Origin of the sequence: Mesomycoplasma lagogenitalium (genome assembly GCF_029854295.1) — a bacterium.
Taxonomy (GTDB): domain Bacteria; phylum Bacillota_I; class Bacilli_A; order Mycoplasmatales; family Metamycoplasmataceae; genus Mesomycoplasma_A; species Mesomycoplasma_A lagogenitalium.
Genome location: NZ_CP122979.1, coordinates 196,444 through 211,143, shown reverse-complemented (window position 1 = coordinate 211,143; position 14,700 = coordinate 196,444). Strand labels below are relative to the sequence as shown.

The following is a 14,700-nucleotide window of genomic DNA, read 5'->3' as shown; positions in this document are numbered from 1 at the left end:
TTTTAAGCTCCTTTCTTGATAATTTTAGGATCTAAAGCATCGTGGAATCCTAAAGCGATAAATCTTAATGACAATGATAATACTAATAAAATTAATGATGGGAAAACTAGCGCTCAAGGATTTTGATTAATTAAAGTTGCAGAGTTGGTTATTAATAATCCTAAATTAGGTGTTGAATCAACTCCTTCTTTTAAAAATCCTAAAAATGCTACTGCAGCAACCGCTTGAATTCCGGCTGTTATTCTTAAAACAAAACTATTTGCTAATTTTCCAGCTGTTGCAGGTAAAATGTGTGTAAAAATTAATCTTAATTTTGATGCTCCAATTGCTTGAGAAGCATAAATATATTCTTCATCTTTAACAATTATTGTAAATTGTCTTGTTGAACTAGCTGCTCCAGTTCAACCTGTAATTGCGAAAATTCAGATAATTGAAAATCAACTTGTTCCAAATATTCCAATTAAAATAATAAAGATAATTACTCAAGGAATGGAGCTAAATATTTCAATTAAACGTACTCCTCAAGTATCGACTTTTTTACCAACATGAAATCCTAAATATGATCCAATTACAACTCCGATAAATGTTTCAATAATTGCAATTGAAAAAGCAACACCTAATGCATTTAATGTACCAACTCAAGCTCTTAATCAAATATCTCTACCATAACTATCTGTTCCCATAAATGCAACAATTGGTTTAACAACATCTCCAGGTTTTGCATTTTCTGGTTTTGATAATTCGGTTAATATCTCATAAGGATTGGCTTTAATCATCCAAGTATCTGGAGCAATATTAACTGGTGTATTTTTAATTAATGTAGGATTTGTTTTTAAAATTTTATCCAAAATTTCGGTAGAAATTGAATATTCAATTTCACCTTGGAAACTCGGTCTTAATTCATTAACCAAAACAGATGAAGCACTTGAAATTGGTTTGTCAGTTTGATTAGGCGAAACCGCTCATGAAATTACTGCTGTTAAAATTATAGCAAGTAAAATTACTAATGAAAAAACAGCTACTTTGTTTTTAAAAAATCTTTTAACAACATCAAAAAATAGTTTAGAAGGTTTTCCAGTAACTTGACTTGAAATTATATCTTTATTAGCTTTAGAAAAAACTAAAAGTTGCTTATCAGCTTCAGAAAATTTATATTTATTTTCAAATTTCTGCTCATTAAAGTTGCTCATTTTCTTCTACCTCCATTTCTTGATTATTAGCATTTTTAAGTAGTAATTTATAGTTTTTATTTCTCAATCTTGATTTTTTAAATAAATTAAAGTAATTTTTAGAATTATCAGAATTTGCAATTCTAATTCTCGGATCCATTCAAGCATATGACATATCTGCAAAAATACTTGTTAACATTGATAGTCCTGTAAAAAATACTAGCGAGAACATAATTACATTAATTTCTCCTCTTTCAGTATAGCTAACAATGATTGTTGATGATCCAGGAATTCTGAAAAATCTTTCAAGAACAATACTTCCTGATAGTAATGATAAATAGGAAAATAATAAAGATCCTACTAAAATAACAGATGCATTTCTTAAAACATGTTTTCTAAAAATATTTCATTTTGATAGCCCTTTTGCTTTAGCTATTAAAACTTGGTTAGAAGTTAAAACAGTTACAACTTGATTTCTAACAAAAATTGTATATCCAGCTAAAGATGATAATGTAAATACTAAAATTGGACTAATTAAAGATATTGCTGTTAGTCAACCATTAACATCTCTTGGATCTTTAAATTCAAAAGGAAGACCCATTGCTGAAGTTATTAAAATAATAAATGGCGCAATAACAAAAGATGGTAATGCTACAAAGATTGTAACAAATGTAGCAATTGATGTATCTTGTCATTTACCTCTTTTATATGCAGAAATAACACCTAATGTTATTCCCAATATTACACTTAATAAAAATGCAGGAATTGAGACAGCAAATGTTCATTTTAACGGTTCAAAAAATAATTTAGGAATATTTTGACTATATTCAGAAGTATCACTGTAAATTACTCCAGGATTACCTAAAAAGAAAAAGTCTTTAAATCAAATAAAAAATCTTGAAACGGGATCTTTAGTAAATCCATAAAATTCTAAAGGATCAATTTTAGTTTCGGAATTAGGAGAAAGTCTTTCAGAAACTTGCGCAAGTTGAGCTTCTGTAAAAGGGTGTTTTCCAAAACTTGATTGAATTACATAAACTACAAATAAAATTATTAAAAATGTAATAATTGCTAATGCTAATCTTTTTAGAAAATATCTAAACACTCTCTCCCCCTTTTTCATTTTTTATTAAAATATCACCATATGGAACAAACGCCTCTTCTGTAAGTGGTCTCATAATGTTTTTATTTCAAATTGCAATAGCTGGTTTTGAAGAAACTGTTGAGTTAGCTCGTTGCGGTGTTACTCCAGATATTACTTTAATTTCTTTTGCTAATTCAATAAGTTGATTTTGAGTAATTTGATTTTGATATTGAAGGTTAAAAATCGACATAGCTTCTGAAAATTGCATTGGTTTTTCAGCATTTACTCATTTATTTTTTGCATGACTAAATACTTTTTTAACTTCTTTACCATTTTCCATAAATGTTTGTTCTAGTGTTTCATCTTTAAAATTTTTATTTGTTTGACTATCATTAAATAAAACGATCGAAACTCACATATGTAATAAACTTTGTCCAGTAATTTTTCTAGTTTGTATTTCTTTTTCTCATTTACCAGTTGTATTGTTTTTTACTCATTTATAATCTTGAGATCAAACAGGTTTTTTATTTAATCCTTCACCTTCAAATTTATAAACTTTTTTGCCACCTTTTGGAGTAGCTCTACCATTTTTATCTACTTCTTTTGGTGTAATTCCATCAGCTTCTGTTTCATATTCATATTCATAGAAAATATCTTGATAATCACCATCATAAGCATTTGGTGCTTCAATTCATTTATCAAATGGTTTTCATGAACTTGCAAATTCAGAATTTTCAGTTTCCATTTTAGCTAAAAACGCTTTTGCTGCTTTGGAATATTTTACAAATTCTGGAAATGATTTTACAAGCGGATCGTCGTCTTTTAAATTAGCAAAAACACTCATTGCTAAATAAAATCCCCCAGCTCTAGTGTAAGCAGAACCGTCAATTGCTGTTCCTGCTCCATCATAATCATATGATCATGAACTAGTTGAATTGTATGAAAATCCGTAAGCATAACCTGCTCAAAAGTCTTTTTTATCTTTCATTACAGTTACATTTAGTCTACTATCTAAACTGTTAATTGTTTTTACTACAGCGTCTAATGCTTGCTTATCTTTATCAGGTAAATTTGTATATCTTCAGTTTAATTCAAACTCAATTTTATCTTTAGATGCATCTAGATTTTCTTTTTGATAAAATTCATCTAGAATTTTTTTCATTTCATCTTGAAGTTTTTTAAATTCAGGTCCTTTAAATTGCTGTTCTTTACTTGCTAAATTTTCTACATAAATTTTATTTTGTTGTTCTATGTCTTTTGTATAGAAAATATTACCATTAGAATCTAAAGCAAATGTTTTATTTAATTCAGCAGAATTTTGTCTTGCAGTTTCTCCTTTTAGATCTGAACCACCAATTAAATTATCTGGTCCTAAAATGGAAATTCATGGTTCTAGCTGAGGAGTTATTTCCTTAGTAAAACTATAGTAATTTCATGCATTATCGATTGTAGTTCTAAAAGCAAGCGCCAATCCTTTAAAAGGATGATCTCCAACTACTGCAGTTCCTTTCGATAATTCATCTAAAGTTTTTCCATACATTAATTTTGCATAATTATCATTAAAATAGTATTTAGGAGAAACTTTTCCACCATTTAAATCATCAAAATCTTTAAAGGCATCTTTAGCACCTGGAATTAATGTTTTTCACATGTCATTTTTAACAGCATTTTTGTCAGGTGAAATTCTTAAATGAATTTGCGATGGATCATTTAAAAGTTCAGTTTTTTGCGAATCTGTTAATGAATCTCAACTTAAAAACGAAAGTGATCCTTCTAAATAATTTCTATACATTGAGTTATTAAATTGCACTTGATCTGCATATTGTGAATATTTATATGTAACTTTTAAAACAGCATTTTTTTCTTTATCTTTTCAACCTGTTTCACTATAATAAGGGTTTCTAATATACACTTTTCTTTCATTAGAAATTAAATTAGGTAGATATGGAGAAGCATATAAAGCATCGTTATCATAATCCATTGAATATCAATAATATCCATATTTTAATGAATCGCCAGTTTCACCATATAATCCCTTATTAACATCATTAGTTTTTTTAGCATTTTCAGCATTTCTATCATCAATAAATTGCTTAGAAACAGGAGTAAAATATGTTGAATTTTTAATAATTTTAGAATATAAATCTCCAAATGAAGGTTTTAAATTTTTTACACTATCAAATGTTAGTGCTAAATCATCTCCTCCACCTTCATATTTAGTTAAAAATTCAGATTCATTTTTAAATTTTTCTTTATCAACTCCAAAAACTTTAAATAAATAATCATTATGAACTTCGTTAGAAGATTCAAATATTGATGCTGTACCTAACGAAAGATCTCTAATATGATTTTCATCTATTGTTTTGGATGATCCGTTTTTATATCTATAACTAGCAGAATATAATAACTTTCTATTTCAACCGTAGAAAAAATCTTGTGGAATAACATTATATTTACTTTTTTCACCGTTACTTTTTACTCAAGGAATGTCTTTTTTAATTGCAATTTGCATTTTATTAGCATTTGCTAAAACTGCATTAAAAAAGTTGCTATTAATTGATCTTTTATCATTGGATTTTAAATTAACAATAGTTTTAACATTATTAGTTAAATCAGGAGTAACTTCGTGCTTATCATTATCAAAAACATATGTTCCCTTTGTTAAAGTTTCGCCATTTTCTAGTTGCTTATCTTCATTTACAGTTAAAATAACTTTTTCAGCCAATGCAAGAGCATCATATTGGAATGTCGGTGTTTCAATAGCATATTCAACTTCTTTAGCTCCGTCAGTACTAGAAATAACAGCTTTATTCACCTTTTTAAAAACTGGTTCATTTAAACGAACTGTAGAAAATAATTGTGCTGATGTAAAGTATGCATCATCAATTGTAATTCCAGAAATACTTGTTGTAAAATCTGTAGCAAACTTTTTATAATTTGAAGATGGAGCATTAACTACAGTTGTTATTTCTTGTCTTTTATATGCCGGTTCAATTTCTGAACAAGATATTAAAAACGAAATACCAGAACCTAAAATTAATGGCAATCCTAAACCGAAAAGCATTTTTTTCTTTTTTGTCATTTTTTTCCTTTCCTTATAATTAAAAATTACAAATTTGATAAAAAAATCTCTCATAAAATTAATTGGCTTAATTTCATAAGAGATTTTAAATTATTAATTATAAAATAAATTGTATATTTTTATGATAATTATCATCTTAGAAATTAAGCTAAAACATATTTGTTTTCGCAGAAAACAAACATCTTAATAATCATCGCATAATTCGTAAACGATAATTTCATATAACTCCTTAATTTGTAATTTTGTAAATTATACACTATTTTTTATAAATCTTTAAATTTTTTTATTAAACTATCAATATCTAAATCATCTAAACTCTTTAATTTTTCCTCTGCAGTTTTTAAGATTTTCTTTTCTCTTTCAAACTTAAAATTTTTCTCTTTTTCATGCTTTGTTTCAGTGTTGTTTTCATCTTTTGAAACTGATGAACTATCAAAATTTTCATTTTCATCGTTTGTTAAAGAGTTTATTGAAGAATTTTCAGTTCCTACTACTTGTAATTTTAAGTTACTTACAAAATAGGAATTTTTGTTTTTACTATTACCAAATCCCTCTTCTAAACTTGAAATATTAACAACTTGTGTATTTAATAAATTAATTTTATTATCAATATCAAAAACAGCTAAATCTAGTTGCAATTCATTAATTGCAATAGCATCGATAATTTGAAATTTATTAATTTTATTTTGGGCAAAAATCTTTTTACCCTGGGTATTTTTATTAGCAAAACCTATATTATTTGTTTTTATTTTTTTAAATTGTGATTTTCTTGTAAATAAAATTAATTCTTGATCATTTTCTATTAATTCAAACGCTTCAACTAAAACGTCTTTTGCTAAAGATATTAATTTAACACCAGAAGAATTTGTATTATAAATTGGAATTTCAATTTCACTATATTTAACAGCCTTCCCTTCGGAATTAATAATTAAAATGTCTTTATAATTATTACTTAATTTAGCATTAATTAAATAATCATCTTTATTTTTTAATTTAATAGCAGTTAATGTTTTATTAAATCTTGAAACTTCAAAATCCTTAATTAAAACTTTTTTGCCAATTCCCTGCGAAGATATTAAAACCACATAATTTTTAACATTAAAATCTTTTACTAAAATTGCACTAACAATTTTTTCTGTGCTTTTTAAAGAAACAAAGTTATTTAAATGAATTCCAAAGTCTTTTCACTTTGAATCTTCAATTTTATGAATTGGTAAATAAATATAATTTCCTAAATTAGTAAAAATCAATAATTTATTGACAGATTCTACTTTGTCTAAAAAAATCAAAGGATCTTGTTCTTTTAAAGAATAAGTGCTTAAATCGTTAGATTCATAAACTCTTAAAGAAAATTTTTTTAAATATCCATCTTTAGAAAGACCGATGTAAAATTGTTCATTTTTAATTAGTTCTTCTTGATTAATTTCAATTTTAAATTCTGAATCAACAATTTCAGTTTTTCTTTCAGTTGCATAAGTTTTTTTAATTTCTTTAAAAATATTTATTAAATAATTATTAAATTCTTTTTCATCACTCAATATTTTTTTATTTAAGGCGATTCTGTCTTCTAACATTTGTTTTTCGCTAATATATAAATTTTGATCAATTCTTGATAAACGGTATAATCTCATTTCAGCAATAGCGGTCGCCTGAATTTCACTAAAATTGAAATTATTCATCAATGCTTCAATTACACCCTTTTTAGAATTATCTGAATTTCTAATTATTTTAATAATTTCCTCTGTAATATCCCCTGCCTTTATTAAAGCTAATGTGATTTCTAATTTTCTTTCATCTTTTTCTAAATCATATTTTAGTTCTTTAGTTTTAAAATCTTTAATATGGCTTAAATAAGATTCGATCATATCATTTAATGACATTAATTTAGGAGCATTATTTTTAATAGCAATTGAATTATAAGAATAGTAAATTTGCATTTCTGTTTTTTGCAAAAGATAATTTAAAATTGTATTAACTTTTGCATCATTTTCTAATTCAATTAAGATTGAAACACCGTTTCTATCAGATTGATCAATCACTTCTTTAATTCCACTAATTTTTTTATCAATTCTTATTTCGTCAATATCCTTAACTAACTTGGATTTAACAACTCCAAAAGGAATTTCATAAATTTCAATTGATTTTTTATTTTTTTCATCGATAATTTTGTATTTAGAAACTAAAATTAATCGCCCTTTCCCTCTTTCAAATGCTTCTAAAATTCCGTCTCTTCCGTAAATAGTACCACCGGTAGGAAAATCTGGACCTTTAACAATTTCTGCTAATTTACGAAATTCAATTCCAGGATTTTTTACTTTTGCAATCGTTGCATCTAAAACTTCGCCTAAATTATGTGGTGGAATTTCCGTAGCAAATCCTGATGCTATTCCTTTGGCGCCGTTAATTAATAAATTAGGTATTAATGACGGTAAAACAGTTGGTTCAGTTTCTGAATCATCAAAATTAGGAGCAAAAGAAACTGTTTTTTTATCAATTGATTCTAGCATTAAATTAGTTATAGATTCTAATCTAGTTTCAGTATATCTCATAGCAGCGGCTGGATCATCATCTATTGACCCTTTATTACCGTGCATTTCAATTAATGGTACTCCCATTTTTCATTCTTGTGCCATTCTTACCATCGCTTCATAAATTGAAGAATCACCATGAGGGTGATACTTACCAATAACATCTCCGACTACTCTAGCTGATTTTTTAAATGGCTTATCATTTTTTAGACCTAATTCTCACATTGAATATAAAATTCTTCTTTGTACCGGCTTGAGTCCATCACGAGCATCTGGTAATGCTCTTTGTTGAATTATGTATTTAGAGTATCTTCCAAAACGATCTGATAAAACAATTTCTAGTGATTTAGAGATAAATTTTTCTGTAAATTTTCCCATATTAATCAGCTCCTTTATTTATATTTATATCAAAATCATCTTCAAGAGAAAAATCAACATTTTTATTAATTCACTCTTTTCTTAATTCAATTTTATCTCCCATTAATATTGAAACTCTCCGCTCTACAATTGCAACATCTTCAATTGAAACTTGAATTAATGTTCGTGTTTGTGGATCCATTGTTGTTTCTCATAATTGTTCAGCATTCATCTCTCCAAGACCTTTATATCTTTGAATTTCTGAATTAGGCTTTTCTTTTAATATCTCTTTTAATTCTTCATCTGTTCAGGCATATAAAACTTCGTTTTTATTTTTTCTAGAAATTTTATAAAGTGGTGGTTGAGCAATATAAACCATTCCGTTTTTAATTAAATCTTTCATATATCTGAAAAAGAAAGTTAATAATAAAATTTGAATGTGTGCTCCATCAGTATCGGCGTCAGTCATTATAATAATTTTTCCGTACTGAGAATTTTTAACATTAAAATCTGAGCCAATTCCAGCTCCGATTGTATTAATAATTGATGCTATTTCTTCATTACTTAAAATATCAACTAATTTTGATTTTTCAGCATTAATCACTTTTCCTCTTAAAGGTAAAACTGCTTGTGTCTTTTTATCTCTTCCTAATTTAGCACTACCACCAGCTGAATCTCCCTCGACTAAAAAGATTTCTTTTTCCTCTGGCTTTTTGCTTTGAGCAGGAGTTAATTTTCCTGACAGAATTTTCTTTTCATTTAAAGCACTTTTTGTTTTTCTAACTTCTGCTCGAGCCAATCTTGCTGCATTTCTTGCATCATATGATCTTTTAATTTTGTCTAAAATTTTAGTAGTTTGATCTTTATTTTCATTAATTCAAAATTTTAATTCCCTAGAAACAACTTCTTCAACAATATTTTTTGCTTCAGGTGTTCCTAGTTTGTCTTTTGTTTGTCCGACAAACTCTAAAATAGATTCAGGAATTTTTAGTGATAAAACCAATGTTAAACCTTCTCTTATATCTGAACCGTCAAAACCATTATTTTTTCCTTTTAAAATATTTTTTTCTTGTGCATAATCATTAAAAACTTTGGTAAATGCACTTTTGGCAGCACTTTCGTGTGTTCCGCCGTCTTTTGTTTTAACATTATTAACAAATGAAATAATCGATTCTGAATAACTATCAGTATATTGAAAACCGAATTCAACTTCGATTTTATTTTTATTATCAGCAAAAGTTGCTATTTCCTTATTAACCGCAACTTTTGAATCATTAATAAATTCAATAAATGCTTTTATTCCATTTTCGTGCTTAAATTCTTCGCTTTGACTAGTATTTTCATCATTAACTTTAATAACGACATTTTTTAATAAAAAAGAAGATTCTCTTAAACGTTCACTAATGGTTTCAAATGAAAATTTAGATTTTTTAAAAATTTCATAATCGGGCATAAAATGCACTTTTGTTCCTTTTTTAGAAGTAGTTGCAATTATTTTAGTTCTACTTTTAATTGAACCACCGTTTTCAAAAACAGTTTCATAATTATTTCCATTTTTAAAAACATTAACTACTAAATGCTTAGATAAAGCATTAACAACAGAAGAACCAACACCATGAAGCCCACCTGAAGTTTTATAAGCTCCTTCAGAAAATTTTCCTCCAGCATGTAATTCAGTAAAAACTAATTCCACACCAGATAAACCGCTAGAGTGTTTATCAATCGGAATTCCTCTTCCATCATCTTCTACAATTATAGAACCGTCTTTTTTTAATGTTACTTCAATTTTTTTAGCATATCCCGCTAAACATTCATCAACTGCATTATCAAATATTTCTCAAACCAAATGATGTAATCCATTTACATCAGTTGATCCTATATACATTCCAGGACGTTTTCTTACACCCTCAAGTCCTTTAAGGACTTTTAAACTACTTGCATCATAATTCATATAATTAATTTTACATTTTTTTACAATTTTAAATAAATAAAAACTTTTTAAAATTTAATTTTAAATATTATAAAAATCAGCAACCGATAGATTGCTGATTCAAAATTTTAATAAAGATCTTGAACTCAATTTATTAAAAATTTAACATTTTTACTTTCAAATTTTAATTCTTTAATTCTTTTTGAAGCTAAAATTGCATCACCTTTTTTAAAAGGTAAATCGTTAATAATTCCTTTTCCTTCTAAAATGATAATTTCTTTTCAAAAATCGTCTTTAAAAAGTATTGAGATATCTGTTTTTTCATGAAAAATTTTTGAAAGAAAAATACCTGTATCCGCTCCTAAAAAATCTTTATGAGTAATATTGTTTTTAATTGATATTTTAGCATTTAAATCTACTACATTTAAAGCATCATTAAGATGTAATTCTCTTTTATTTCCTTTTTCATCTGTTCGATTATAATCATAAATTCTATATGTTATATCGCTATTTTGTTGCATTTCAAATACCATTGTATTTTTTGGAATTGCATGAATTAGTCCGGCTTTAATATAAACATAATCGCCGACTTTTAATTGAAATTTGTTTAAATAATTTTCAATTGTATTATTTTCTATTGCTTTTTGTAATTCTGCTTTAGTTTTTAAATTTGTTCCTAAAATAAAAGGATCGTTTTCATTTTTTAATACATATCATCATTCATCTTTTCCAATAGAATTAAATTGTTTAGCATATTCATTATTAGGATGAACTTGAATACTTAGTGGCTCTTTAGCATCGATGAATTTGACTAAATTTGGATATTTTAATCTCTTTTTATTCTTTTTATAACCAAAAAAAGAACGGTTATTTTTATAAAACTGACTTAAAGTTTCACCTGTTTCTATTACAATACTTTCACACCCTGGAACAGCTGAAATTAATCAAGCTTCACCAATATTTTTCTTTGTTTTAAAAATTTTTTTTAAATTATCATTAGCTCAAATTGTTTCTTTTAAATACGGTTTTAAAAATACTAAATCTTTCATATTATTTTAATTTTTTATTAAAATGTGAATTTGCAAATAAAAGTCCTAAAATTCCTAATAAAACAAACATTATTAAAGAAAATATTCCATAAATAAATTTGGATAAATCAAGTGCATCGATTGAGTTATTTAAATTATCTACATTTGCATTAGACGGATTTGATAATGATTTATTAAAATCAATAAATAAAGAATAATCGCTTGATCCTAAAACTGTTAGAGTAATTCCGATAATTAAAAAGATAAAAGCAAAAGCAAGAATGACTGACAAAATAATAAGATTTTTATTTTTTTTCATTTTTTGCTCCTTTTTTTAAATTTAACTTATTTTTTAGTTGATTTACAAAAGGAATATTAATACTTTTGGTTTCTTTACCTTTTCAAAAACCATAAATTAAAGTAGTAATTGTTGTCCCCACTACTACAGCAATGAAAAAGAATAAAATACCTAATGCAGTTCCGTGAGTTTTAGAACCAACAGCTCCTAAAATGGCAACAATTGGACCTCCGTGAGCCGCTGCATTAGTTACACTTAACAATCCTGCTATTGCTCCCGCAGCTGACGAACCAATAACATTAGCTGTAATAACTCTTTTTGGATCAGCAACAGCAAATGGAATTGCTCCCTCGCTTATTCCAATAAATCCCATAAATAAAGCAGAAGCACCTAATGTTTTTTCTTGCTCAGTAAATTTTTTTCTAAAAATAATAGTAGCAAATCCCATTCCTAATGGTGCTACAGGAATTGCTGCTGCTACCATTCCCATCGGTTCAAAAATTTTTGATGATACTAAGGCAGTTGATGTTAAAAAGGCAACTTTATTAATTGGACCTCCCATATCAAATCCTGCCATTCCACCCAATAGTGCCCCAACTAAAAAAGCAACTCCTAATCCAACATTTGAATCTGTATTAAAAATTGATTGTAATCAAGAAATGAATTTACCCATTACAAATGCCACTGGTGCTCCAATGATAAATACAACTATTAATGAGTAAAATAATGTTACACCAATTGGAATTATGAACATCGGTACAGCTGCACTAATTGACTTTTGAATTTTAAATGATGAAATTCATTTAACTGTATATCCGATTAATAACCCAAATAAAATTGCTCCCACAAATCCTAATGGAGTTTTAGATTCAATTCCGCCGATATTGAAAAATAATGAATTCATATTGGCGACAGTTGAGACAACAAATGCAGGCATTAATGCTGCTCTTCCTGCAATTGAAAAGGCAATATATGCTCCCAATACTCCAATCATTAAGTTAAAGGAGACAACACCAATCTGTTCAATTCATCAAAGAAAATCGCCTCTTGGTGCTGATGAACTACTTCCATAAATACTTTTTCCTAGCCCCAACGAAAGCGCTATCATAATTCCACCAAAAATTACATAAGGAATCATATAAGAAATTCCACCGATAATATGTTTTAAAATGCCCTTTTTTTCCGATGAAGAATCACTATCTTCTTTTTTAGTGGATACATTTTTATAAACCGGTGCTATCTGTGCTTTTTTAACAATTTCTTCTGTATTGTGAATTGCTGCTTTTGTTGAAGTTTTTAAAAGTTTTTTATTATCGAATTTGTGTAAATCGATTGTCATATCTGTGGCAATGATTACAAAATCTGCTTCATCAATGTCTTTTTTTGATAATTTATTTTTAACTCCAACAGAACCTCTAGTTTCAATTTTGGTTTCATATCCCATAGATTTTAGCTGATTTTCTAATTTTTCAGCAGCCATATATGTATGAGCTATTCCTACTGTACAGGAAGTGATTCCGACAACTTTTCCTCTTGTTTTCTTCATTTGTTCAACCTGTTTTTTCTCGTTTAAATATGATTGAACAATCAATAAAATTTCATCAACTGAAACTGATTTTTTTAACTTCTGAATTGTTAAATCATTAACTAACATTGTTGAAATTTTAGATAATGTTTCTAAATGAATGTTGTTTTGATTTTTTTCAGGAATTAAAATCGAAAAAACATATTGAACTTTTGAATTATCAAATGTTTCTCACTCAATTTCTGAAGCAAGTTTTATATAAAACAATGTCGGCTTGCTTACGGCAGAAGATTGGCAATGAGGTATAGCAAAACCTTTTTCCATGCCAGTAGAAACTTCTTTTTCTCTATTCATTAAAGCATCATAAACTAATTTTTTATTAGTTGTAATTTTCATATCTAATGCTTTTTGAGAAATAAATTCAAAAATTTCTTGTTTATCTTTTAATTTTTGATTAATAAAGATATTATTTTTATTAAATATTTCCATTTTTCCTCCTATTTATATTATAAAAAAGAGAATAATAATAAAGGGAAATTATCAAATAGTTTCCCTTTATTTTATAAATATGGAAAATTATTTTCCATTTCATTTATCTAAAATTTTTAAATTATCAATATATTGTTTATCAAAATTATTAATTTTTTTTGATTGAATTAATAAAAATAAAATATCCGCAATAAATTGCTGATTTATTTTTGAAGAAATCGATACAAAACGTTTACTTTGTTCGATTGTATAATACAAAATAGTATTAGAATATTTTTCATTAATCATTTTATTGGCTGTTATAATGAAAAAGTCGGTTTTTTCCTTTTCAAATAAATCGATTATAAAACGAATTTCTTTTGTTTGACAAGATTTAGAAAACAATATTATTAATGTTTTTTTATCTTTTTGTTGTGAGGAAATTAATAAAAAAGAGTGAAAATCATTAAAAGATACTGCATTGATTCCAATTTTTTGTAAATTAATTGAAAGTTCGTATGATGAAAGATATGAAGAACCCACTCCATAAATAAATATTTTTTCAGCATCAATCATTTTCAAAACTAATAAATCGATTTTATTAAAATCGACTAGATGTGCAGTTTGATAGATAGATTCTTTATATTGAATAAATAACTTACTTAAAATCTCGCTAGTGCGATTTTTTTCATCTTTAATTGTTTTACTTAAATTTAAATAATTATGAAAAATAAAAAATTGCATATCTTTTAGCGATTTAAATCCTAATTTTTTTGTTAATTTTGAAATAACTGAAATTGATGTAGAAACATTGCTCGCTAATTGTTTGATAGAAAAATTATAAAATTTTTCAGGGTTTTTTTCTGCATAATTAACTATCATTTTTTCTGTATTAGTTAATTTTTCAATTATTTCTTTATTAAAAAATATTTTATCCATAACTTCCTTTTAAAAATAAAAAAATCACCATTCGGTGATAGGTCATATATTGAAATGGTGGCTCCGACAGGAATCGAACCAGTGACACACGGAGCTTCAATCCGTTGCTCTACCTACTGAGCTACAGAGCCATGGCGGTCCAGACGGGGATCGAACCCGCGATCTTCTCCGTGACAGGGAGACGTATTAACCACTTTACCACTGAACCATGGTTGCGGAGATAGGACTCGAACCTATGACCTTCGGGTTATGAGCCCGACGAGCTACCAACTGCTCCACTCCGCTATGTGAA

The 14,700-nt window shown here is 27.0% G+C and carries 9 protein-coding genes and 3 tRNA genes; all 12 read right to left on the bottom strand.

Annotated features, from left to right (window positions below):
- Positions 1–2 precede the first annotated feature (2 nt).
- Entirely contained in the window at positions 3–1,190 is a 1,188-nt protein-coding gene (locus QEG99_RS00945; RefSeq protein WP_280102137.1) for an ABC transporter permease, read from the bottom strand.
- Positions 1,177–2,274, bottom strand: a complete 1,098-nt coding sequence (locus QEG99_RS00940) for an ABC transporter permease (RefSeq protein WP_280102136.1) — start codon at positions 2,272–2,274, stop codon at positions 1,177–1,179. The genes QEG99_RS00945 and QEG99_RS00940 overlap by 14 nt, the downstream gene beginning before the upstream one ends.
- The gene (locus QEG99_RS00935; RefSeq protein WP_280102135.1) at positions 2,267–5,335 is read right to left on the bottom strand and encodes an OppA family ABC transporter substrate-binding lipoprotein; all 3,069 of its coding nucleotides are present in this window, start codon (positions 5,333–5,335) and stop codon (positions 2,267–2,269) included. The genes QEG99_RS00940 and QEG99_RS00935 overlap by 8 nt, the downstream gene beginning before the upstream one ends.
- A 263-nt stretch (positions 5,336–5,598) precedes the next feature.
- The gene (gene parC, locus QEG99_RS00930) at positions 5,599–8,241 is read right to left on the bottom strand and encodes a DNA topoisomerase IV subunit A (protein ID WP_280102134.1); all 2,643 of its coding nucleotides are present in this window, start codon (positions 8,239–8,241) and stop codon (positions 5,599–5,601) included.
- A 1-nt stretch (position 8,242) separates the two neighbouring features.
- A complete protein-coding gene (gene parE / locus QEG99_RS00925; RefSeq protein ID WP_280102133.1) occupies positions 8,243–10,171 on the bottom strand; it encodes a DNA topoisomerase IV subunit B in 1,929 nt (642 codons plus the stop codon).
- 107 nt (positions 10,172–10,278) lie between these two features.
- Positions 10,279–11,199: a type I phosphomannose isomerase catalytic subunit gene (locus tag QEG99_RS00920; protein ID WP_280102132.1), complete on the bottom strand. Its 921-nt coding sequence runs from the start codon at positions 11,197–11,199 to the stop codon at positions 10,279–10,281.
- Position 11,200: 1 nt separating this feature from the next.
- A complete protein-coding gene (locus QEG99_RS00915; protein ID WP_280102131.1) occupies positions 11,201–11,497 on the bottom strand; it encodes a hypothetical protein in 297 nt (98 codons plus the stop codon).
- The gene (locus QEG99_RS00910) at positions 11,484–13,490 is read right to left on the bottom strand and encodes a PTS fructose transporter subunit IIABC (protein ID WP_280102130.1); all 2,007 of its coding nucleotides are present in this window, start codon (positions 13,488–13,490) and stop codon (positions 11,484–11,486) included. Before QEG99_RS00910 ends, QEG99_RS00915 begins: the two co-directional genes overlap by 14 nt.
- A gap of 87 nt (positions 13,491–13,577) precedes the next feature.
- Complete coding sequence (locus QEG99_RS00905) at positions 13,578–14,408, bottom strand: MurR/RpiR family transcriptional regulator (RefSeq protein ID WP_280102129.1); 831 nt, start codon at positions 14,406–14,408, stop codon at positions 13,578–13,580.
- Between the two features lie 55 nt (positions 14,409–14,463).
- Positions 14,464–14,539 (bottom strand) — tRNA-Phe (locus tag QEG99_RS00900).
- 1 nt (position 14,540) lies between these two features.
- A tRNA-Asp gene (locus QEG99_RS00895) sits at positions 14,541–14,616 on the bottom strand.
- Position 14,617: 1 nt separating this feature from the next.
- A tRNA-Met gene (locus tag QEG99_RS00890) sits at positions 14,618–14,693 on the bottom strand.
- Positions 14,694–14,700: the final 7 nt, after the last annotated feature.